Below are 22,917 nucleotides of genomic sequence, written 5' to 3'. Positions count from 1 at the left end.
ACTCAACCCGAGATCGGCGCGCCGGGGACCGGGTACCGCTCGAGGTCGCGGTCGTTGAGGCGCCAGTCGTAGGGCACGAAGCGCAGCTCGTAGTCGGCGGCACGGCCGCGCAGTTCTTCCGCGAGTTGCTCGGGGGCGTATCTCGCGGCGTACTCGACCAGGGGCGCGACGCCGTCCGGAACCTCGCCCAACTCCGCCGTGAAGTCCTCCGCGTACCACTCGAGGATCTGCGACAGCCACACCACGCCGGCCTCGTGGTCCACGGTCAGGTTGCGAGGCTCGGCAAAGAAGCGGCGCGCCTCGCGGTCGAGCTGCGCGTCGAGCGTCTCCGCTCGGAAGGGCTCGCGCGGCAGGCGCGGGCAACCGGCCGAGGCGCAGTTGAGCGCGAAGTGGGCGCGGGCCTCGCCGAAGCGCTCGCGGATCACCTTGTTCTCGAAGCTGTAGAGGTCGAATGCCTCGCCGCCGAAGACTTGCTTGCGGAAGTAGAAGAAGCCCGCCGTGTCGCGCAGGAAGAACAGGTACCAGGGCGGCCCCAGGTCGGCGACGGAGTCGAGCGGGTAGAGCCGCGTGACCGAGACCAGGATCGCGGCGTTGTAGGCGTTGATCCAGTAGGCCAACTGCTCGTCGCGAGAGGGGAAGAGTTGCGGGTCGCTGTCGGGGCTGACCGCGGCGATCTGGGCGTAGAAGGTCTCGAGGGCCACCGCATCGGTCTTGAGCCCTGCGTAGTCCACGTTGCCGCCCTCGTCGACTCGGGCGTCGAGGACCCGGGCGAGCAGACTGGGATCGGGCACCGCTGCTGGCTGAGTCGGAGCGAGCGCCGGCAGCGGCGCGACCAGGGTCTTGCAGCCACCCAAGGCCAGCACGGCGCCGAGTCCCGAGAGGACCAGGGCTCCCAGGAGGATGCGGTTCGTCGACTTGGCGTGGGTCATGGTCAGCGGTTGGGATCCGTCGCGGAGTGGCTCGGTCGCCGGGTGTGCCCCGTTGCGGACTCGGGCCGTCCGCTCCCCGGGCGGGCCGTACCGCGCAGACTACGGCCCTGCCGCCCCGCTGGGACGCACCCATCCGATCCGGCGCCGCGGACCGGCCCGGCCGTATACTCCTTGCCCCCAACTCGCCGCGTCCCACACAGACCCATGCCCCGTTCCTTCGACCGCTCCCCGGGCGACATGCGCCCGATCGAGTTCCAGCGTCACTTCGTGCGCAATGCCCCCGGCTCCGTGCTGGTCTCCTTCGGTCACACCAAGGTGCTGTGCACGGCGATCTGGACGGACGGCGTGCCGAACTTCCTGCAGGGCAAGGGGCAGGGCTGGATGACGGCCGAGTACGCGATGCTGCCGGCCTCGACCAACACCCGCAAGCAACGCGATCGGGCCGGGCGCGTCGACGGGCGCTCGGTCGAGATCCAACGGTTGATCGGGCGCTCGCTGCGCGCGGTGATCGACCTGAAGAAGATGACCGAGCGCACGATCTGGATCGACTGCGACGTGATCCAGGCCGACGGCGGCACGCGCACCGCGTCGATCACCGGCGCCTGGCTGGCCCTGCACGACTGCCTGACCGCGATGCAAGCCAAGCGCCTCTTGCGTGAGTGGCCCCTGCGCTGCCAGCTCGCCGCGGTCTCGGTGGGCGTGGTCGGCGGCGAGGTGCTGTGCGACCTCGACTACTCCGAGGACAGCCAGGCCGACGTGGACATGAACCTGGTGATCACCAGCGAGCAGGAGTTCGTCGAGGTCCAGGGCGCGGCGGAGGGCCGGACCTTCACCCACAGCCAGCTCAAGCAGATGCTGGACGCGGGGGACGTGGGCGCCCAGCAGATCTTCGCCGCCCAGCGCGAGGCCCTCGAGGGCTGAGCACTCCACCGCCGGGCCCCGGTCGTAGGCGTTCGTACGGTGCCAGGCACAAAACCGCCGCCCACCCAGGGCAGGGCAGCCGCCGTTGGCGGCTGCCCCGCCCTGGGTAGGCGGCGGTTTTGTGCCTGGCACCGTACGAACGCCTACGACCCCCGCGGTGCGACCATCCGCTGGTGGGCGGCGCCCTCGTATACTGCCGGGCCTTTTTCTCGAGGGACCGACCTCCCGAACCATGCCCTCCGCCCCCCTTCGAATCCTCCTCGCCAGCGGCAATGCCAAGAAGCTGGGCGAGCTGCGCGCGCTCCTGGCTCCCTCGGGGCTGGACGTCGTCGCGCCGTCGGACGTGGGCGGCCTGCCCGAGGTGATCGAGGACGGCGCTACCTTCGAGGCCAACGCCGCCAAGAAGGCGCGCAGCGGCGCCCTGGCCTCGGGCCTGCCCTGCCTGGCCGATGATTCTGGCCTGTGCGTGGACGCCCTCGGCGGCGCTCCGGGGGTCCACTCGGCGCGCTTCGCGGCCGACGAGACGAGCGCCGAGACGAACGGCAACGCCAGCGACGCCGAGAACAACGCCAAGCTCCTGCGCGAGCTCGAGGGACTGACCCCCGAGCAGCGCGGCGCCTGCTTCGTCTGCGTGCTCTGCCTGGCGGACGCGGCCGGTGAGGTCATCGCCACCTTCCGCGGCGAGGCCCCCGGGCGCATCCTCGCGGCTGCCGTCGGCAGTGGCGGCTTCGGCTACGACCCGTTGTTCGCACCGGTGTTCGAGCCGCTGCTCGATCCCGGTTCCGAATCGAACCGCGCCCCGGCCCGCACCTTCGCCCAACTCAGCCCGACCGAGAAGGCCGCCGTCGGCCACCGCGGACGCGCCCTGGCCCAACTCCGCGCCGCCCTGCCCGACCTCCTCCCCCGCCTGATCGTGCAGGCTCACTGATCGCTCCGGCGACTGCAGCACCGTGGACCCCAAACACATCCGCAACTTCTCGATCATCGCGCACATCGACCACGGCAAATCGACCCTGGCCGATCGCATGCTCGAGATCACCGGCACCATCGACAAGCGGCGCATGCGCGACCGCCTGCTCGACGACATGGACCTCGAGCGCGAGCGCGGGATCACGATCAAGGCCCGCGCCGTGACCATCTACCACGTGAAGGATGGCGAGAAGTACCAGCTCAACCTGATCGACACGCCGGGGCACGTGGACTTCAACTACGAGGTCGAGAAGAGCCTGCAAGCCTGCGAAGGCGCGCTCCTGCTCGTGGACGCCTCCCAGGGGGTCGAAGCCCAGACCGTGGCCAACGCCTACCTGGCGATCGAAGCCAACCTGGAGATCATCCCGGTCCTGAACAAGATCGACCTGCCCCACGCGCGGCCGGACGAGATCGCCGAGGAGATCGAGAACAGCCTCGGTCTCGACGGCACCAACGCCCTGGCCGTCTCGGCCAAGACCGGCGCCGGGGTCTCCGAAGTGCTCGACGCCCTGGTCGAACAGGTGCCCGCGCCCACCGGCGATCCGGCGGCGCCCCTGCGCGCGCTGATCTTCGACGCGGTCTACGACGAGTTCCGCGGCATCATCGTCTACCTGCGAGTCTTCGACGGCACGATCCGCGAGAAGGAACGCATCCGGATGATGAGCGCCGGCAAGGTCTTCGAAGCCCTCGAGGTCGGCCGCTTCAATCCCAAGATGGACCGCTCCGGCGCCCTCGGCGCGGGCGAGGTGGGCTACTTCATCTCGAACATCAAGACCCTGGGCGACGTCGCCGTCGGGGACACGTTGACCCTCGACAAGGGCCCCGTGGTGAAGCCACTGCCCGGCTACCGGCCGGCGGTGCACATGGTCTACGCCGACTTCTACCCGACCAACAACGGCGACTTCGAGGAGCTGCGCGAGGCGCTCTCGACGCTCAAGCTGTCGGACTCCGCCTTGGACTTCGCGCCGGTGACCTCGGACGCCCTGGGCTTCGGTTTCCGTTGCGGCTTCTTGGGTCTGCTCCACATGGAGATCGTGCAGCAGCGCCTGGAGCGCGAGCACGACCTGGACCTGATCCAGACCGCGCCCACGGTGACCTACCGGATCGTCAACCACGACGGCTCCGAGCGCGAGATCCACAGCCCCGGCCAGCTCCCCGACCCCGACAAGTTCGAGTCGATCCTCGAACCCATCGCGCGGGTCTCGATCATGGTCCCGGCCGAGTACATCGGCACGGTGATGCAGATCGCGATCGAGCACCGCGGCGTGTACGTGCGCCAGGAGTACGTCAGCGCCACGCGGGTGCAGCTCACCTACGACATCCCGATGGCCGAAATCATCTACGACTTCTACGACAAGCTGAAGTCGTCGACGCGTGGCTACGGGACCATGAACTACGAGCTGCTCGACTTCCAGGCGGGCGACCTCGTCAAGCTGCGGGTGCTGGTGAACAGCGCCGACGTCGACGCCCTGTCGTCGATCTGCCACAAGGACCAGGCCGACTACCGCGGGCGCCAGACGATCAAGAAGCTGCGCAAGGAGATCCCGCGGCACATGTTCGAGGTGCCCCTGCAGGCCGCGGTCGGCGGGCGCATCATCGCCCGCGAGACGATCCGCGCCATGCGTAAGGACGTCACGGCCAAGTGCTACGGCGGCGACATCACCAGGAAGCGCAAGCTGCTCGAGAAGCAGAAGGCCGGCAAGCGCCGGATGCGCTCGGTGGGCAACGTCGACATCCCCCAAAAGGCCTTCCTGGCGGTCCTGGGCGACAAGGAGTAGGGTCCGCCCCCACGCTGGCTGTTCGGGCCCCGTAGTGCCCCGGTCCGCCGATCCACCGCGCCCTGCATCCCGTGACGAGCCCCGAGAGCACCAGCCCGCCGCCGCCCCCGCCGCCCCGTTCGCCGGTGCCGGTTCCGCCTCCCCCCGGGGGCGCGGTGCCCAAGGCCCCCGCGGCGCCGCCCGGGGCTGCGACCGGCCCGAAGGACAAGCGCCGCCGCTCCGCCGCCAAGGCCGAGCCCGGGGTCAAGACGCCCTGGCGCGACAACCTCGAGGCCGGGGTCATGGCGATCCTCCTGGCCCTGTTCCTGAAGGCCTTCCTGGTCGAGGCCTACAAGATCCCCTCGGGTTCGATGCAGCCGACCCTGATGGGGATGCCCTCGCCGGGCGACATCGTCGTGCGGCGCGCCGGCGAAGAGCCGCTCGAGGTCAAGGACCGCATCCTCGTCGACAAGTTCTCCTACAAGCTGCGCGACCCGAAGCGCTGGGAGGTGGCGGTCTTCCGCTACCCGCTCAAGCGCACCCAGAACTTCGTCAAGCGCCTGGTGGGCCTGCCCGGCGACCGCCTGCGGATCGAAGGCGGCGACCTGTGGACCTTCGACCGCGAGTCCGGCCAGTGGAGCGTCGAGCGACGCCCCCCCGGCGTGCAGGCGTCCCAGTGGCGCGCGGTCGACATGGACGACTCCGACATGCCCCTGTGGCGGCAGGTCAGCGGCGACGGCTGGTTGATCGACGGACGCGACGTGACCGCCACGGGCGACGGCGCGATCCAGTACGGCGACGGGTCGTCGATCGTGGACCGCTACTACGACGGCTACCCCGACGCGATCCGCTCCAAGCTCCCCGCTCGCCATCCGAACAAGGAGCGCCTGCATCCGGTCGGTGACCTGCGCCTGGCGGGCACGGTGCGCGCGACCGAGGGCACCGAGTCGGTCACGGTGGTGCTGAGCGAGGGCCAGCGGCGCTACACCTTCACCCTGCCCGGCCCCGCCGCGGCCGCGGACCAGCTCGCCTCGATCGAGGTCGACCCCGTCACCGCCGCCGCGAGCGTCGACCAGATCGGGATTGCGGGGCCGCGGCTCGAGGCCGGCCGGCGCCTGCGCTTCGAGGTCGAGAACCTCGACGACCGGCTGACCATGCGGCTCGACGGCGAGGTCGTGGCCTCCCTGGACGTCCTCGCGGTGCGCGACGACCAGACCTCGCGGGTCATGCTCCACGCCCGCGGAACCGGAGCCGAGTTCGGCGACCTGCGCCTCTTCCGCGACATCTACTACTTCGCCGACCACCAGCGCGAGTTCGAGATCCCGGAGGGTTGCTACTTCGCCATGGGCGACAACACCCTCGACTCGAGCGACTCGCGCGAGTGGATGCGCGCCCGCTACCAGGCGCGGGGCGGCGACGACGGCGAGACGTTGGTGTTCGAAGGCAACCAACGCGAGGGCGAGAACCCCAGCCGGCCCCTGCGCGATCCGGCCCTGGGCGAGGTCGTGCGCTTCACCGACGAGTGGGGCAACAACCACCTGCTGCAGACCAAGCCCGGGCTGCAAGCGGAGCTGCCCGATTGGCTGGTGCCGGTCACCAACCTGGGCGGCGAGCGCTCGCCCTTCATCGACCGCGAGCTGATCGTCGGGCGCGCCCTGGCGGTCTTCTGGCCCCTGGCGCCGCACAAGGGCATCTACCGCCTGCGCTGGGTGCGGTAGCTCGCGGCCGTCGCACGCCTCGCCGCGCCGCTGCACCGCCCCTGCGGCTCCTCGGCGCGACGAGGCGTGCGGGCCCGGATCAGAAGATCCAGGCTGGAGCGCAACCCGCGGTCAGCAGCGGCGTCCCCGCCGGGTCGAGTTGCAGGCCCTGCAGCCAGACCTGGAGGTTGGCGGGACCGCCGACCAGGTTGAAGCCCAGCTCGACGCTGCCGCTGGCCGGCGTGGCCCCCAGGGGACCGACGAAGGTCGGCGCGCCGACGCAGGCCAGGGGCGACGGCGCGGGCAGGGCGGCGAAGCCGGGGCAGGCGTGCAGCAGGCTCCACAGGAGCCAGTTCTGCACCGCCGCGGGCGTGCGCATCGAGACGAAGAAGTCGGCCGCGAAGACCGGCGCGGGGCCGAAGGTCTGGAACTCGGTCCCACGCGGCCACTGGTTGCGGGCGTGGATCGGTGCCGTCGACCCGAAGGCCCACAGCTCGGCGGCGCCGGCGTCGACGAAGCAGGCCACGTTCTCGTCCTGCAAGGGCCCCACGGCCGGGGGCAGGGGCACGGCGGCGGGCACCGGGTCGACGCTCTCGCGCTGGACGCTGAAGCAGGAAAGGCTGCCACCGTTCAGAACAGTCAGGTTGCGACTGGAGCTCACGCTCGCCCCCGCGCCAGCCAGATGGGGTCCGTCGAAGCGGTTGCAGCCCTCTTCGAACAACCACACGCCGCCGCCCGCGTCTTGCAACGCGATCACTGAGCCGGCGCTGTTCGTCGAGACGATCGGGCCGGTCGCCGCGGAGACCCATGTGTTGTGCCGGGTGGCGTAGCCGAGTTGCACGCCCAGGGCCGAGCTGTCGACGATCGCGGCGACCGCGTCGTCGATCACGATCGAGGCCGTGGTCGCTACCGGCGCGGGCGGAGCCCAAGCGCTCTGGGCCGGCGAGAACATCCGCAGGTCGCTGCCGTCGAGCACGGCGCTCAGGTGGTCCGCCGGACCCATGTAGACCGGGCCCGCGACGGCCAGCACCTGGGGCACGAAGACCCCCTGGGACAGGCCGCTGAAGCCGCGCAGTTGCCCGCCCCCGTCGTGGAGCACGAGGCTGTCCTCGCCCATCCCGAGCAGACCGAAGGCGGGAGCAGCCGTGGCCCACAGGCCGGGCCTGGCACCGAAGGCCTGCTGGCCGTTCACGGCCGCGCCTTCCTCGACATAGAGCAGGTTGTCACCGGTCGAGAGGGTCACCGGCGCCATGGCGAGGCGCACGACCGGATTGGTGACGAAGGCGCCGGTGTAGGCGCTGTAGCCCACGTCGCGCACGTTGGCGACGCCCGGCCCCGGCGTGGTGAAGTGCAGCACGTTGTGGTCCAGGGTCGTCACGCTCGCGGCGTGGCGCGGCGGCGACAGGGTCCAGGCGCCGAGGGCCCCGCTGAAGGCGGCGACGCGCGGGGCACCGGCGGCTGAGACGTCGGCGGCGAGCACGTTGCCGTCCGCCGAGGGCGGCGCCGAGTTCGCAACCGGTTGAGCGACCCAGGCGCCGCGACGGGCCGCGAAGCCCAGGAGATTCCCCGCGTCGCGGATTCCGAGCACGAAGCGGCTCGTGGCCACGTTGCCCGCGCCGACCGCTGCGACGGCCAGGGGCGTGCTGGCCCAGGTCCCCGTCTGGGCGCTGTAGCCGTGGGCGACCAGGCCCGCGGCGGTCTGCTCGATCACCAGGGCCACGTCGTCCTCGACGGCGACCAGCACCAGGGGACCCGCGGCGGGGGCAGGCATCGTGCGGTCCAGGCGGGCGCTGTAGCCCAACACCTGGCCCGACGGCGTGCGGAAGAGCGTCGTCCAATCACCCACGCCCAGGATCGTCGACCCGCTCGGGCCGATCTTGTTCCAGCCCTGGGCGAAGGCGCTGAAGGCCAGGAGGTCGCCGCCGTCGTCGTGGACGACCTGGAAGCCGCCCGTGAGGATCGGCGCGGCCGGGTTGTAGGCGGCGGGGCTCCACTGGGCGGGGGCCGGAGCGGCCCAGGCGAGCAGGGCGAGTCCCGCGGCGAGGCCGGGGGCGAGTTGTCGCAGTCGTTGCATGGTGGTGTTCCGTTGCTCGAGGACGGATCAGCCCGTCCAGGTGCGCCGGGGAGAGCCCCCCGACGGCGGATCGCACGCGCCTTGTTCGAAACTCGGGTTCCACCTCTGCCCCCGGACGAATCCCGCCCTCTATCCGTGCGACTCGCCCCGCGAGGGCTCTCACCCGGACAGCGCGGAACCTTGTCCGCGCCGCCTCCTGGCGCCATCGGGGCCGCGCGCCAGAATGGAAGGTCCTGACCCTGACCGCGCCCGACGCCCCCCTACCGGAGACCGAATCGTGAAATTGCTGCTGACGGCACTGGCCCTCGCGGGGGCCGCGACCACCGCGACCGCACAAGCCCAGTTGACTTGGAGCCAGGGCGTGCTCGACGGCTACTGGGAGCAGCAGCTCGAGTGGCCGGCAGGGCCCGCCGGTCCCCTGTGGTTCTTCCTGCCTTCGCTGAACGCGGGGCCGACGCCCCTGTCCCTGTTGGATCCGACCGATCCGCGCGAGCTGCAGATCGGCCTGGACCTGTACCCGCTCTTGCTCCAGGAGGGCCCGCTGATCGGCCAGGGCACGAGCCTCGCCCTGGGCCTGCCCGCGGTTCCGGCCCTGGTCGGCTCCACGCTCCACGCCCAGTTCTTCACCGTCCCCGGCGCGACGACGGTGGTCGACCAGGTCTCGAACCCCGTTCGCAATCGGCTCACCTCCCCGGGTGAGACGTGGTTGGCGCCGGGAGAGGTGATCAAGCCGCGTCGCGAGCACTCCTTGACGCCCCTGGCCGACGGGCGAGTACTGGTCTTCGGTGGCGATAGCCCGGCGGGCGGCGCGGTGTTGCAGGTCGAGGTCTACGACCCGCAGATGCAGGGCTTCGAGCCGGCCGGCTCGAGTATCGTCCCGCGCACGCGCCACGCTGCGGTGCAACTCGCGAGCGGCAAGGTGTTGATCGTCGGCGGTGTCGGTGCCGGCGGCACGGCGCTCTCCAGCTGCCAGCTGTACGACCCAGCGACCGGAACCACCGCTCCGGCGGCCAGCATGTCGGTGCCGCGGGTGTTCCACGCGCTGGTGCGCCTGGGCGACGGGCGGGTGTTGGTCGCCGGAGGCTCGATGACCTTTACGGGTGGCGATCCGATCGGCTATCCAGCCGTGTTCTCGGGGCCCATGGCCAGCTCGATCGAGGTCTACGACCCCGTCGGCAACAGTTGGTCCACGCCGGCTAGCTTCCCCACCGGGCGCATGGGGATGGCCGCCACGCTGCAGGCGAATGGAAAGGTGCTGCTGACCGGCGGCGTCGCCAAGACCGGCCCCTCCGGCGCCGCCACCACCGCCCGCACCTTCATCTTCGATCCGAACGGCGACACGCTCGAGAACGGGGTCGACCTGCCCAAGCCCCTGGCCCTGCACTTGCAGATCACCACGGCGAGCGGCAAGACCCTGGTCACGGGCGGAGGCCGGTTCAAGTTCAGTCCGGTCGCCTACACGGGCTCGAAGTCGACCTTCCTGATCGGGCCCCAGGAGTCGAGCTGGGCGATCGCGCCCGACCTCAACAACCTCGTCGCGTGCACCGACATCGTCTGCGTGCCGAAGCCGCCCGACAAGCGCCTGCGCGTCCCGGTCGGCGTGCCCGACCAATCCGGCCCCATCTGGGACTGGGGCGCCGGTGACATCTCCTACTTCGCCGGCGGCGGCGCGGGGAGCATCGCCTTCGTGGGCGGTTCGAGCGTGGTGACGCCGAACTCGACCTACCTGCGAATCTTCGACACCTTCAGCGCCTGGGACGAGCCGGCGGTGCAGATCTTCACCCGGCCCGGCAGTCGCTTCGCAGCCACCGATGAGGGCCGCCGGCTGTTGGTCGTCGGCGCGCCGCTCGACGCCCCCGGCAACGGGGCCAGCGCCGAGCTGTTGACGCTGCCCTGATCGGCGCGCTCGGACCCCGGTCGGTGCAAGGGACGGGGAGCGGCGCCGCGAGGCCCGATCGGGGCGAGGGGCGCGGACCGGGGCGCAGCGTCGCGGTCGATGTCGAGGTCAGCGATCAACGCGCGAGGGCGCGGGCGACGCGCAGGCCGCGCTCGGGCTTGGCGTCGTCAATCCCCGCGCGCGAGCGCATGGTCACGCGCACCAGGCGTTCGCTGATCTCCGGTCGCAGGTCGTCCCAAGAGTTGAAGCCCACGCCGCCGCGCACCGCTCGGGTGACCGATCCGGCTGGGGTGGCGCGGTGTCCGGCGCCGTCGAGGGCGGGCTCGCGGTAGTCGAAGGTGTCGCCGTCGCACCACTCGGCCGCGTTGCCCAGGGCGTGGACCAGTCCGTAGGGGTTCGGCGCCCCGTCGTCGATGGGCGAGGGCTCGGGACCGACCACGCGCTCGAACTCGAAGATCGGCTCGAGCTCGTCGCCCCACCAGAAGCGGGTCAGGCTGCCGCCGCGGGCTGCGTGCTCCCACTGCACCTCGGTCGGCAGGGCCAGGCCGTGTTCGGCCAGATGCTTGGCCGCCTCGCTCCAGCGCACGCCGGTGACGGGCAGCACGGGGCCCCGCGCGGCGGCCGCGCCCAGGGGTCCCATGGCGAGCAGCTCCCATTGGCGCTGCGACAGCTCCCACTTGCCGATGAAGTAGGGGTCGAGGTCGTCCGTGCGACGGGGCGACTCGGCGCCGTAGGCCAGGGCATCGACGGCGGGGTCGACTCCAAAGGTCGCAGGCCCGCCGGGCAGCAACAGGAGCACGCAGCCCGTCTCGGCGCGCACCTCGAAGCGGCCGTCCACAGCGCGCGTGGGCGCCGCGCCGCTGCGCGCCACGAGGAAGGCCGGCAACCCGCCGTCGGGATCGACGCCCAGGGGAATGAGGCCGATCTGGGGCTCGAGTTCCACGCCGGCGAAGCGCGGGTCCGCTCGCAGGTCCGCCGCCGCGCGCTCCCAGGCCGCCGCCTCGCTATCGATCGTTGTGCGCTCGAGGGCCTCGATCCACTGCAGGCGCTCGCGCGCCCGCGCGAGCTCGCCCGCCGGCTCGACGAAGGCGCCCAGCTCCGCCACCAAGTCGCGCAGGCGCTGGTGCTCGAAGGCGCGATCGGCGTTGGCGAAGGTCGGCCGGCCCTGGTCGTCGCGCGCCTCCTGGGCCGCGGCCGCGCGCCCATCGACCGCCGCCAGTGCCGCACGGTGACCGTCCAGTCGCGCCCCCAGCGCCTCGGCGTCGCGCAACCAACGTGCGAGCCCCGGGCCGTCCTCGGGCAGGGCCCCGCCCAACTGCTCGAGTTCCACCCGCACGCCGCGCAGGAGCTGCAGGTCCGCCAGCCTCCCGCGCCGCGCCTCGCCCGTGGCGAAGGTGATCACGTTCCAAGCGACGCCCACCGCCACCGCGAGCAGCACCGCCCCGACGGCAACCGAGAAGCGTCGGTTGCGCGCGACCCACTTGCGAAGAACCGTCCATAACCCGGTCCCGTGGGCCCGCACCGCGCGCCCCTCCAACCAGGCCCGCAAGTCTTCGGTCAGCTCGCCCATGTCCGCGTAGCGCGCCGCCGGATCGCGGTCCATGGCCCGCTCCGCGATCGCCCGCAACTCCACCGGCGCCCGCTTCGCCGCCGAAACCAAAGTTGCCGGCGGCCCCGCCTCGACGCGGTCCAACAGAGCCAAGGGTTCCAACGCTCCCAACTCCGCGTAGGGCGCCCGCCCCGCGAGCAGGTGGTAGAGCACCGCCCCCGCCGCATACACATCACTTCGCGGCCCCACCAGCGCCATCTCTCCGCGCGCCTGCTCCGGCGGCATGTAGGCCGGCGTGCCCAGGACCTCGCCCTCGAGCGTGCGCTGCGCTGCGGGCGAAGCGCCTTGCGACGCGGGCAAGGGGCCACGCACGGCGGAGGAAGAGGGCTGCTCTCCGCCAGCGGAAGATTCGATCGAGGGTGAAACCTCGGGCGATTGCGCCGGTCCACGGGGGTGGAGGGGCGGGGGCTGGTGGGCCACGGTGGCAACCGCCGACAGGTCCCGAGCAAGGCCCCAATCCATCACGTAGGTCTCCCCGAAGGGCCCGACCATCACGTTCGTCGGCTTCAGGTCCCGGTGCACGACTCCGCGGCTGTGGGCGAAGGCCAAGGCCTCGCAGGCCCGCAGCAGGTGCGACACGGCCCGCGCCAGGGTCCAGTCCGGGTCCGAGCCATGCACGCGGTCGATGACCTCGTGGAAGGTCAGGCCCGCGACCTTGGCCAGGGTGAAGTAGGCGCGACCGGCGGCGTCGGTGCCGAGCTCGTGCACCGGCACGATGCCGGGGTGTTGCAGCCGGCCGGTGATACGTGCTTCGTCGGCGAAGCGCCGCGAGCGCGACGAGCTGCGCGGGGCCGCGCCGCGCAGGACCTTCATGGCCAAGTTGCGTTCGAGGTCGCGGTCGAAGACCTCGTAGACCACGCCCATGCCGCCCTGTCCCAGCTCGCCGAGGATGTCGTAGCGAGTCGCCTCGGTGTCCATGGGCGCGTCGGCCCCCTCGAGTGCCGCCTGCCCCAGTTCGGCGACGATCGCCGACCATGCGCGTTCGAGCTCGCGCAGCTCGCCCGCGCACTCCGGGTGGGCAGCGACCAACGCCTCGAAGTCCGCCGGCTCGCCGCGTTCGGTGGCGTCGAGGTGTTGCGCGAAGATCTCGTCGGCGGCCTCGCGCTCGGACCGACTGCCTTGGCCCCTTGTCACGACGCTCCACCGGCGCCGCTCTCGCGGGCCAGGGTGACCATGGCGCGGCTGTGGAACATGCGCGCGGCGCCCTCGCTGGGGAAGTCCAACAGGCGCGCGACCTCCGCCCAGGAGCGACCCTCGAGGCGCAGCTCGATCGCGCGCCGCTGCCTGTGCGGCAGGCGCTCGAGGGCGGCACGCGCGCGCCCGTGTTGTTCGTGCTCGGCCACCAACTCCGACGGCGTGGCCTCGGTCGAGCGATCGCCGGGCTCGGGCGGCGCGATGGCGTCGGGATCGAGCGAGCTCGCGCGCACCTCGCGGCCCGCGTCGCGCTTGGCCCGACGGTGGTACTTGGCCAGGTCGCGCAGGCGGTTCTCGACGATGCCGGCCAGCCAGGCAGTGAAGGCGGTCTCGTCGCGCAGCTCGAAGCGATCGAATCCGCGGATCGCCTCGGCCATGGCCTCCTGGGCGACGTCCAAGGACTCGTGGTGGCGGCGCAGGCCCTGACCCATGCGACGACGGACGATCGCGAGCACCCGCGGATAGAAGCGGGCGAAGAGGGCGTCCAGCGCAGCGCTGTCCCCCGCCTGCGCTCCGCGCACGAGGTTCAGGCTCTCGTCGAGGGCAGCCTCGGGACGGGGCTCGGGCGCGTCGGTCGAATCGGCCACGGTTCGCAAGATCCTAGCTCCCGTCAGGGGTGGGGATCGGCTGCCAGTGCGGTCAACTCGCTCGCTGGCGGGGCAGGGCGGAGCCCTCCGCCGCTCACGCGGCTTGACGCCCCATCGGGGACCGGACGCCTCACACTCGTTGCCACGCCGCGGGAGAGGCTGCCCAGTGGGCATGCTGGTCGCGGTGCTGGAGATCGATGGGCCCCCCTGGATCACCTCGGCCCGCGGCCAGTGCGGGCAAGGGGCTCGCAGGCGCCGTAGCGGGAGACGCGCACTGGCAGGACCGTCTCCCCTCGCCACGGACGACGATTCGTACCGGCAGGCGTTGCCGCCGAGTGGAGGTCCGCCCCCGAGTTTCAGTGGGACATGCCGGTCGTGGACCCTCGCGCCCACTCGATGCCGGTGGGCAACGGGCGACCCGTCTCGCAACGGTCCCGCGACCGGAGCGGAAACCCCGACCCGGCAGTCCTAAGTTGTGCCCATGGATCGCGAACTCGCATTGGTGACCGGGGCTTCGGCCGGTATCGGGACCCACTTGGCCCGCCTCTTCGCCGCCGATGGGTCGGACCTGGTCCTGGTGGCGCGGAGAGGGGAGCGCTTGGAGGCCCTGGCGCAGGATCTGCGCGCGGGACACGGCGTGCAGGTCCACGTGATCCCCTTCGACCTGGGCCGACCCCGGGCCGCGGAAGCGCTCGTCGCCGAGCTGGCCGCCCGTGGGCTCGAGGTCGACGTGCTGGTCAACAACGCCGGCTTCGGTGCGCGCGGACGCTTCACCGGGCAGGAGCCGGAGCTCCTGCGGGCGATGATCGACCTGAACGTGACCGAGCTCGTGGCCCTGACTCGCGCCCTGCTCCCCGCGATGGTCGCGCGCGGCCGTGGCGGCGTGGTCAACATCGCCTCGACCGCGGCCTTCCAAGCTGGGCCCTACATGTCGGTCTACTACGCGACCAAGGCCTTCGTGCTTTCGTTCACGGAAGGCCTGGCTGTGGAACTCGACAGCAGCGGCGTCACCGCCTGCTGTGTCTGCCCGGGAGCGACGCGCACCGAGTTCGCTGATGTCGCCGGCATGACCGACCTGAAACTGTTCGACCTGACGGCGATGGACGCGCGGAAGGTTGCGCGCATCGGCTACCGTGGCTTCCGGCGCGGACGCACGGTAGTGGTCACCGGACTGTCCAATTGGCTGGGCTCCATCGGCGCTCAGATCGCACCGCGGGTGCTCAGTCGGTGGCTCGTGGGGCGAATGCAGGCTCCCGAATGATCGGCACGGTCGCGACCGTGGGCGCGACCCCGAGGACCACTTCCAACTCGCCGGTCAGCCGCCCGCGCTCCAGCCAACGAATCCTGTAGGGCCCGACGGGGAGGGCCGGGAAGACGACGGATCGCGAGGTGGTCGTCGCCCGGCGCAGGGCCTCCGGCGGCGCGCCCTCGTCCGATCGGAGCAGTTCGCAGGTCCAGGAGCCACGGACTTGCTCGGGGCGTTCGACGATCAGCTTCGTGGGGACGTTCAACATCAGTCGCACCGGCTCGGGGTCGAGCCCCGGCGCCACTTGGGTCCGCGCGGCTGGCCAGGCCTCCGGCGCGCCGCCGATGAAGACCTCCAACTGGGTCGGCCCGCGCCGCAGGTCCACCACCCAGATGCCGACGCCAACGCGCCGCGCCGCCAGCTCGACCGCCCCGTCGGCGTGGTAGGCCCGCATCGAGGGGACGCCGTCGAAGGGTCCCCCGTCAGGACCGGCGCCGAGGGAGATCTCCACCGTGACCAAGTCCTCGTCCGGTGCAGGGCAGGGTAGCGGCGCGAACTCGAGCGCCTGGAATCGACCGCCAGCATCGAGGCCGATCCGGTCCGCAAGTGCGACAGTGGCCTCCATCCAGGGCGTGCCGTCCACCGAGTACTCGACGGACAGTCCGGTGGGTCGCAGGCGCTCTCGCCGCAGGTCGTACTCCAGTCGCCCCGAGTCGATCGGCAGGTCGAGCCAGCCCAAACGCGATTCGAAGCCGCCCTGTGGATCGGAGCGGGTGACGCGTCGCCGCACGGCCTCTCCGTCCTCGTCCGTGCCGATCAGCTCGACCGAGCGCACCTGCAAGTGCGGCGCACTACCGTCGGGTCGCGACTGAACGTGAATCAGGACCATCGGATCGCGATCCCTGGTCCCCACGATCAACCCGCCTTCCTCGTCCGCTCGCTCGATCCAGCTCGTCGCCATGTGGAGAGGATCGACGGGAAAGGCCAGCGGCGGATCTCCTGGGTCGAGACCACCGACGGTGAATCGCCCACTGTGGTCGGTTCGGGCGGCGACCAGGGCGCTGGGAACCCAACCGCGCCCGCTCAATTGCCAATGCAAGGCGGCCATTGAGATGGAGGAGTAACCTCGCCCCCGCGCGGAGAGGCGCTGGTCGACCGCGACCAGGACATCGGTGATCGGCACGCCGCGCGGGTCCAAGAGCGTCCCGGTCAACTCCTCTCCGCGGGGCATCTCGATTTCCCCGTTCCGCGCGACGAGACCGTCGATCGACTCCTGAAGCGACACGAAGCCCGCGGCGCGCACCGCCAGGGCCGGGCGGTGGGCAGGAGTCCAGGGCGGCGCCGCCCCCAAGTCGAAGTGGCCGTCGACATCGGTGACCGCGATGCGATTGTCGGTGAAGGGCACGTCGGTATTGCCGAGGGCTTCGAGGGCCACCCTGGCCACATCGTCGTCGGCGGAGACGTCCACGAGCTCGACCACGGCCTCCTCGATCAACTCGCCCTGGTGGATCACCACTCCGGAGATCGTCGGTGGCAGGATCGGCGCGAGCTCCAAGACGGAGTCGTCCGGGACGGCGGACGATCCGTCGGTGTCTCGCGCGGCTTCCGTATTGCCCGCCGTCGTCCGCTGCGTGCGCTCGCGTACCTCGGTCAGCGTCGTGACGGGATCCCTGCTCGGAGTCGGTGGCTGCTCTCCAGCGAGGGCGGAGTCGGCGCTCGTCCCGTCGTTCGAACGGGTAAACAGAAAGACTGCCACTGCCGCGGCAATGAGTACGGCGATCGAGGCAAGTTGCTTTTCGGTGCCAGGCACGATGGGTCCTCTACGGGTGCTTCGCGTCGAGCAGGACGAAGCTACTCGACCTTGGCCCGCTGCGCGGGCAGGATCGCGACGCGCTCCTCGACGGCGACCTTGCCACCCCCGCGACGAATGGTCCAGTCGCCGTGTGGCAGGAAGGGAACCACGGCCCGGCGCGCGGTGACCACGTGACGGACGACCAACGCGGGTGTGCCGTCGGCGCCTGGTGCCAGCAGTTCGAGCCACCACTCGCCGGTGGCGTCCGCGGGTCGATCGATCTCCAAGCTCGCAGGACGCCCGAGCACGAATGGCGGCGGGTCGGGATCCTCGGACTCGATCCAACGGACGGAAGCACTGAGCGGCCAACCTCCGCGCACGCTCCATTCGTGGATCATGAGCTGCCGCAGCCCGGGGCGCAGAGTGAGGGTGAGGTAACCCGAGCTGACCTTCTCCTTCGAGAAGCTCGGCTTGTCACCGAACCCGGTGGAAACGAGCAGCAGCACCTCATCCTCCACGGGCCGACCGATATCGTCGACGATCCGGATCTGCACCGCGGACGTCAGCTTGTCGTCGGCCTTGCGAGCACCCCAATCGACCGGCACCAGGGGCGACCCGTCGATCCAGGAGTGGCCCTTCCAGATCCCGTCCCACCGCCCGCCCACGGTTGCCTCGGCCCAGCCCATCCCTGCGGCTCGGATGGTGCGGACCGAACCGGAGTTTCGCACGTCTTCGAACTCGGGATCACCCAGATCGACGTCGATGTACTGACCGAAGGAGCGCAGCAACGGATGCTCGGTCGCCGACAAGCGGTCGGCGACGTCGTAGGTCGCACGCCTCCCCGAGCCGAACACGACCTCGATCGGTGCGATGGTCGTGGCGAGCTCCGACCCGATGGGCGCGAGGGATCCGAACAGGCACATGATGTGGCGGCGCTCGGTTTCGAGGACGAGGTCTCGGGTCCCCGCGGCGACCGACTGGGCCGTGGTCAGCCGCCAGCGCGGGTCGCGCGACTGAATGAACCACGAGCGCTCGGACAGGCCGCGCAGCTCGAAGTATCCGAACTCATCGGTGACCGTCCACTGCTCCAATGCTCCCGACGTGAGGTTGGCACGAATCGAATCGGCGTAGTTCGCGGCCCAGGTGGTCATGGAGACCACATCGCCCTCCATCCGCTCGGCCGCCGCCGCGACGCGCACACCGGACATGGGCTCGCCCGAAGGATGGACGAGCACGCCGCTGATCGACGAACCGTGGGTCATCACCACCTCGAGGCCGTCGGGGTCCGGATCGGCCAGGCTGAGTGGGCAGGACAGGGTCTGCGTCAGGTGTCCGAGAGCGGCCACCGTGAGGTTCACCGGCCCCGCGCCCCCGATCGCAAGGCCGAGGTCGAAGCGCCCCTGGGCGTCGGTGCTGATCGAGCCCAGCTCGAGCTCCGATTGCGCGCCAACGAAGCGGGTCCGCATGCGCGCGACGACGAGCGCGTCCGCGACCGGCCCGCCCGGACCGTGGACCGTTCCGTGCAGCCGAGCCGGAGCGATGCCAGGCAGGGTCACCAACGCGGCCGAGGCGACGGGAGGGGGCGGGACGCCGACCAGCTCTTCGATGACCAGCGTCTCGTCCGGCCCGTCGTCGGGAGCCTGGGCGGGAACCTCCACCGCCGCGAGCTGGGTGCTGTTCGGTTCCGCCATCGACGGCAGAGCCGCCGCGGGAACCGCACTGTCGCCGGGCGCACTGGGATCCCGCAGCACGATCGTCGCCACCAGGCCCACGAGCAACAGGCAGAGCACGGCCACGCCACCAGTCACCTTGAGCGTTGCTCCGGTGGTCCCGGCCAAGAGGGCCTGGGGTGCTGCCACGCGTTCGGGGCGCGGAAGCGCCACGCCCGCGAGCATCGCCAGGGCCAGGCGGTACCAGCCACCGTGTCGACGCTCGAGCACGTCGCGCAGGCGCTCGAGCCCACGGCGAATGCGCCAACGAACGGTGTCCTCGCGCACGCCGGTTCGCGCGGCGATGGCGGTCACGTCGAGCTGCTCGAGGAATCGCAGCCGCACGGCGAGAGCTTGGTCGGGCTCCAAGCCGTCGAGGGCACTGGCGAGGATCGCTGCCAGCTCGTCTTGCTCGAGGGGTGCGCTCGGCTCGAGCCACCCCAGTGGCGTCGCGGCCCGCGCTTCGCGGCGCGCGCGGCGCTGCTCGGATCGACGCCAACGGGACGCGAGACGTCGGATCACGCCCGATCGGAAGGCTCTCCCGGGTATCCCGCGCCGGCGGGCGATCAACCAGGCCTCCTGGGCCAAGTCGTCCTCCGCCGTATCGCCACCGAGTACCCCCCGTGCAAGGCGTGACAGGGCGGGATCCGACCAATCGTCTTGAGCGACCTCCGGAGGTCCCTGCGGGGGGGCCTTCCGGGGCCGCCCGGCGCGCTGGTCGTAGATCGGTGTGGTAGCCATCGCCGCTCTTTCTCCGCCGGCCTCCCCGGCGCGAGGCCTAAGTCGAATATCTCCAACCCGCCGACCGGCGCCATCCGCTTTGGCGAGGGGCCCCATTAACCACCGCGGTCCCCCGCCCACCCCGGGGACTCCCCCGCGACCCGATCGGTTGCACCCCGATGGCCAAGAAATGCTCATCTCCAGCTCGTGGGCGGGGTTCGGAGGAGCCTCGGTGGGGCCTCTTCCGGCATCCCCAGGTCGAGGCCCGAGCGCCGTCCTGGCGGAGTTCTCAACAGTTGCACCTCCGTGCATCGGGACTTCAAGGAACCATCAAGCGGCCTTGACAAGACGGCGCGAAGACTTCCTCAACTGCCGTCGAGGAGCTCAAAGACCGTTCCCGATCACAGCTTAGGGGTCGCTGGGGTGCCCCATGGGTGGGCTTCGCGGCCCGAGTGGCAGGCGACCTGAGGGCGCGGCAATCGGGACACGGGAGTCCGCAAACCCCCGCGCGCGACTTCTCCCCGAGTTTTCCACAGTCATTTTTCGTGCCGATCGGACTTGCCAAGGGGGGCTCTCCCGATCCTGAGCCTGGGGCGGTGCGCCTGGATGGCCGTGGACGCCCTCGAGGGCTTGGGGAGGTGGAACGAGTTGCCGTCGGCCCGAATCCGGTTGACGCGCGGCGAGCCTATGGTTCTCGCGTCGACGCCCGGGGGGCGGCGGTCGGGTGGCGTCCGCCGCGACGGCTCGCCGTCCGACCGAGCCCGATCGCGGAGCCCGATCGCTCGGTCCGACGCTCTGTGCCCCGATCCGTCCGGGAGTCGGCGGCAGCGGTCGTCGCCGCCGACGCGCCAGCCCCCATCGGTCGGGGCCCCGACCAGGTCGGGGAGTGGTACGCGAGGCCCGGCACACTGTCTCCCGGAAACGTGCGCCCCGTGCGTGCATCCCGTGCCGCGGCGACGACGGGTCCATGGCTCGCACCGCTCACGACGCTTCAACCCGACGCCTAGGGGGAGCTCGGCCGCAAGATGCCGCCAGGGGATGAAACGGGCCCAAGGGCCGCCGATTGGACCTGCTGGGCGTGGGTTCCGGCGATGGATGGGGGCTAGACTCCGGCTTGATGGCTGGCGCGCAAGACAACCAATCCGACGGTCGCCTGCTCGAGGTCCGCGGCCTCGAGAAGTCCTATCGCGGCCGCAAGGTCGTCGACGGCGTCTCCTTCGACGTCGGGCCAGGCGAAATCGTCGGCCTGCTGGGCCCCAACGGCGCGGGTAAGACCACCAGCTTCCGCATGACGGTGGGTCTGGTGCGTCCGGACGGGGGCGAGGTCTTCCTGCGCGGGCGGGAGTGCTCCCGCTGGCCGATGTTCAAGCGAGCGCGCCTCGGAATGGGCTACCTGCCCCAGGAGGCCAGCGTCTTCCGCCGGTTGGGGGTGCGCGACAACCTGCTGGCCGTGCTCGAGACCCTACCTCTGTCGCGCCGCGACCGGCGCCGGCGAGCGGACGAGCTGCTGCAGGAGATGGACCTGGAGCGCCTGGCGGGGTCCATGGCGGACACCCTTTCCGGCGGCGAGCGGCGGCGGCTCGAGATCTGCCGGGCCCTGGCCACCAATCCCGCGTTGCTGCTCCTGGACGAGCCCTTCGCCGGGGTCGATCCGATCGCCGTGGAGGAGATCCAGGGCATCGTGCGCCAGCTGCGTGAGCGTGGAATCGGGGTGCTGATCACCGACCACAACGTGCGCGAGACCCTGAGCTGCACCGACCGGGCCTACATCATCCACCAGGGCGCGATCCTGCGTGAGGGCACCGCAGACGAGCTGGTGGCCGACGAACGCGTCAAGCAGGTCTACCTGGGCCACAGCTTCGAGGTCGGGGTCCTGGGAGGCGCATCCGGCGGGCGCGACCAGGCCCCGCGGTAGGACCCCTCCAGAGGTGGCCGGCCGGGCCGCCCGCGCCTTGAGCGATCGCCGGCGAGCGGCTAACCTTCCTCGCCTTTTTCACCGGCGTGCCGCCACCCGCGGGCCCCCTGGGCCCGATCCCGGGCGCGCCGACCCCCTCCCCCACGATCCCCCCACCCCCACCAGGTCCATGAAGATCGTCGCCTGCGTGAAGCGCGTTCCGACCACGGAAGTGCAGCCCACGATCGCCGCCGACGGCAAGTCCGTCGACGCCAACGGCCTCCAGTACATGCTCTCGTTCTACGACGAGATCGCGGTCGAGCAGGCCGTGCAGGTCAAGGAGAAGCTCGGAGGCGGCGAGGTCACCGTGCTCACCGTCGGGCCCAAGGACAGCTCCAAGGAGCTGCGCGAGTGCCTCGCGAAGGGCGCCGACAAGGGCGTCATCCTGATCGACGAGAACTGGACCAGCCGCGACTGCCTGTCGACCGCCAAGGCGCTCGCGGCGCAGGTTACGGCCGAGGGCGCCGAGCTGGTGCTCGCCGGGCGTGTGGCCACCGACCGCGACAACGCCGCCGTGGGGCCGATGCTCGCGACGCTGCTCGGCTGGGCCTGCGTGACCGACGTGATCGAGCTCTCGATCGAGGCCGGCAAGGGTGTGGCCAAGCGCGAGAGCGACGCCGGGGTCGAGGAATACGAGTTCGCCCTGCCCGCGGTGATCACCTGCCAGAAGGGTCTGGCCGAGCCGCGCTACGCCGGCCTGAAGGGAATCATGGCGGCCAAGAAGAAGCCCCTGGAAGAGATCGCCATCGACCCGGCGGCCAACCAAGCTTCGGTGGTCTCCCTGGCCGAGCCGCCGGCGCGCCCCGCGGGACGCATCATCGGCGAGGGAACGGACGCGGTTGCGGCGCTCATCGACGCCCTGCGCAACGAAGCCAAGGTCATCTGAGGAGCGCGCGAGGAACCAACCATGTCCAAGATCGTCGTCTTCGTCGAACACACCGCTGGAGCCGTCACTCGCGCCAGCATCGAAGCCCTCGGTGCCGCTCGCACGGTGTCGGAGGATGTCACCGCCGTCCTCGCAGGTGAGGGAGCGCAGGCCGTGGCCGCGACCCTCGGGAGCCACGGCGCAACGCGTGCCGTCGCCCTCGACGCCGCCGGCGCGAGCCGCGACGCCCTTGCCGCTGACGTGGCCAAGGTCGTCCGCGAGCAGGGGGCCGCGGCCTTCCTGGCCTGCGCCACCTCCACCGCGCGCGACATCGCTCCGCGGGTCGCGGCGCTGGTCGACAGCGTGCTGTTCAGCGACTGCACCGGCCTGACGGCGGAGGGCGGCGCGCTACGCGTCACCCGCCCCTGGCTCGCCGGCAAGGTCATCGCGACCCTGGAGTCGAGCGGTCCGGTGCTGTGCGCGACCCTGCGCCGCAACACCTTCGCGCCCTTCGAGGGCGGTGGCGCCGCCGAGGTCATCGCGGCCGACGCCAGCACGGACTTCAAGGCGGTCCTCAAGGGCATCGCCGCCAAGGCCGGCGGCAAACTGGATGTCTCCGAGGCACCGGTGGTCGTCTCCGGCGGCCGCGGGCTCAAGGAGGCGGAACACTTCGCCATGCTCGAGGAACTCGCGGCGGCCTTCGGCAACGCGGCCGTCGGAGCCAGCCGCGCCGTCGTCGACGCCGGCTGGCGCCCCCACGGCGAGCAGGTCGGGCAGACCGGCAAGACCGTCTCCCCGCAGCTCTACATCGCCGTCGGCATCTCCGGAGCCATCCAGCACCTTGCGGGCATGAAGACCTCGGGCACGATCGTCGCGATCAACAAGGACGCGGATGCCCCGATCTTCAAGATCGCGGATTACGGCCTGGTGGGCGATGCCTTCGAGATCGTTCCGGCCCTCACGGCGGCGGTGCGGGAGCTCAAGGCCCAGGGCTGAA

General features: G+C 71.2%; 15 protein-coding genes. 9 read left to right on the top strand and 6 right to left on the bottom strand.

What is annotated here, in order from left to right:
* Positions 1–2: 2 nt before the first annotated feature.
* Entirely contained in the window at positions 3–929 is a 927-nt protein-coding gene (locus Pla133_RS03855; RefSeq protein ID WP_145062616.1) for a DUF547 domain-containing protein, read from the bottom strand.
* A 204-nt stretch (positions 930–1,133) separates the two neighbouring features.
* On the opposite strand from Pla133_RS03855, the gene rph reads away from it, so the two are divergent.
* The 4 genes from rph to lepB all read left to right on the top strand — a co-directional run bounded on the left by rph (position 1,134) and on the right by lepB (position 6,294).
* A complete protein-coding gene (rph, locus tag Pla133_RS03850; protein WP_145062614.1) occupies positions 1,134–1,850 on the top strand; it encodes a ribonuclease PH in 717 nt (238 codons plus the stop codon).
* Positions 1,851–2,082: 232 nt separating this feature from the next.
* Positions 2,083–2,778 carry a non-canonical purine NTP pyrophosphatase gene (locus Pla133_RS03845; RefSeq protein ID WP_145062612.1) on the top strand — a complete coding sequence of 232 codons (696 nt, stop codon included), beginning with the start codon at positions 2,083–2,085 and terminating at the stop codon, positions 2,776–2,778.
* A 22-nt stretch (positions 2,779–2,800) separates the two neighbouring features.
* On the top strand, positions 2,801–4,597 hold the full coding sequence (gene lepA / locus Pla133_RS03840) for a translation elongation factor 4 (protein ID WP_145062610.1): 1,797 nt from the start codon (positions 2,801–2,803) through the stop codon (positions 4,595–4,597).
* Between the two features lie 155 nt (positions 4,598–4,752).
* Positions 4,753–6,294, top strand: coding sequence for a signal peptidase I (lepB, locus tag Pla133_RS03830; protein ID WP_145062608.1), 1,542 nt, complete (start codon positions 4,753–4,755; stop codon positions 6,292–6,294).
* 79 nt (positions 6,295–6,373) lie between these two features.
* Here the strand turns inward: lepB and Pla133_RS03825 are convergent, their stop codons facing one another.
* On the bottom strand, positions 6,374–8,347 hold the full coding sequence (locus Pla133_RS03825; RefSeq protein WP_145062606.1) for a hypothetical protein: 1,974 nt from the start codon (positions 8,345–8,347) through the stop codon (positions 6,374–6,376).
* Positions 8,348–8,624: 277 nt separating this feature from the next.
* Between Pla133_RS03825 and Pla133_RS03820 the strand changes: the two genes are divergently transcribed.
* Positions 8,625–10,244 carry a Kelch repeat-containing protein gene (locus tag Pla133_RS03820; protein ID WP_419192099.1) on the top strand — a complete coding sequence of 540 codons (1,620 nt, stop codon included), beginning with the start codon at positions 8,625–8,627 and terminating at the stop codon, positions 10,242–10,244.
* Between the two features lie 115 nt (positions 10,245–10,359).
* Here the strand turns inward: Pla133_RS03820 and Pla133_RS03815 are convergent, their stop codons facing one another.
* Positions 10,360–12,987 carry a bifunctional serine/threonine-protein kinase/formylglycine-generating enzyme family protein gene (locus Pla133_RS03815; protein WP_145062601.1) on the bottom strand — a complete coding sequence of 876 codons (2,628 nt, stop codon included), beginning with the start codon at positions 12,985–12,987 and terminating at the stop codon, positions 10,360–10,362.
* Positions 12,984–13,634, bottom strand: a complete 651-nt coding sequence (locus tag Pla133_RS03810) for an RNA polymerase sigma factor (protein WP_419192098.1) — start codon at positions 13,632–13,634, stop codon at positions 12,984–12,986. The genes Pla133_RS03815 and Pla133_RS03810 overlap by 4 nt, the downstream gene beginning before the upstream one ends.
* A gap of 481 nt (positions 13,635–14,115) precedes the next feature.
* Between Pla133_RS03810 and Pla133_RS03805 the strand changes: the two genes are divergently transcribed.
* Positions 14,116–14,895: an SDR family NAD(P)-dependent oxidoreductase gene (locus Pla133_RS03805; RefSeq protein WP_145062597.1), complete on the top strand. Its 780-nt coding sequence runs from the start codon at positions 14,116–14,118 to the stop codon at positions 14,893–14,895.
* On the opposite strand, the gene Pla133_RS03800 is transcribed toward Pla133_RS03805, so the two are convergent.
* Both Pla133_RS03800 and Pla133_RS03795 read right to left on the bottom strand, forming a co-directional pair.
* The gene (locus Pla133_RS03800) at positions 14,855–16,690 is read right to left on the bottom strand and encodes a hypothetical protein (RefSeq protein WP_145062595.1); all 1,836 of its coding nucleotides are present in this window, start codon (positions 16,688–16,690) and stop codon (positions 14,855–14,857) included. The two genes, Pla133_RS03805 and Pla133_RS03800, sit on opposite strands and share 41 nt — an antisense overlap.
* 41 nt (positions 16,691–16,731) lie before the next feature.
* Complete coding sequence (locus Pla133_RS03795) at positions 16,732–19,122, bottom strand: RNA polymerase sigma factor (RefSeq protein WP_419192097.1); 2,391 nt, start codon at positions 19,120–19,122, stop codon at positions 16,732–16,734.
* 1,096 nt (positions 19,123–20,218) lie between these two features.
* Between Pla133_RS03795 and lptB the strand changes: the two genes are divergently transcribed.
* The 3 genes from lptB to Pla133_RS03780 all read left to right on the top strand — a co-directional run bounded on the left by lptB (position 20,219) and on the right by Pla133_RS03780 (position 22,916).
* Positions 20,219–21,016: an LPS export ABC transporter ATP-binding protein gene (gene lptB, locus Pla133_RS03790; protein ID WP_145062590.1), complete on the top strand. Its 798-nt coding sequence runs from the start codon at positions 20,219–20,221 to the stop codon at positions 21,014–21,016.
* Positions 21,017–21,185: 169 nt separating this feature from the next.
* Positions 21,186–21,941 (top strand): electron transfer flavoprotein subunit beta/FixA family protein, encoded by a 756-nt coding sequence (locus Pla133_RS03785; protein ID WP_145062588.1) that lies wholly within the window; start codon positions 21,186–21,188, stop codon positions 21,939–21,941.
* A 21-nt stretch (positions 21,942–21,962) separates the two neighbouring features.
* On the top strand, positions 21,963–22,916 hold the full coding sequence (locus Pla133_RS03780) for an electron transfer flavoprotein subunit alpha/FixB family protein (protein WP_145062586.1): 954 nt from the start codon (positions 21,963–21,965) through the stop codon (positions 22,914–22,916).
* Position 22,917 lies beyond the last annotated feature (1 nt).

Source organism: Engelhardtia mirabilis (assembly GCF_007748095.1).
In the GTDB taxonomy this organism is placed as follows: Bacteria; Planctomycetota; UBA1135; order UBA1135.
This window is presented reverse-complemented; position numbering and strand designations above follow the sequence as displayed.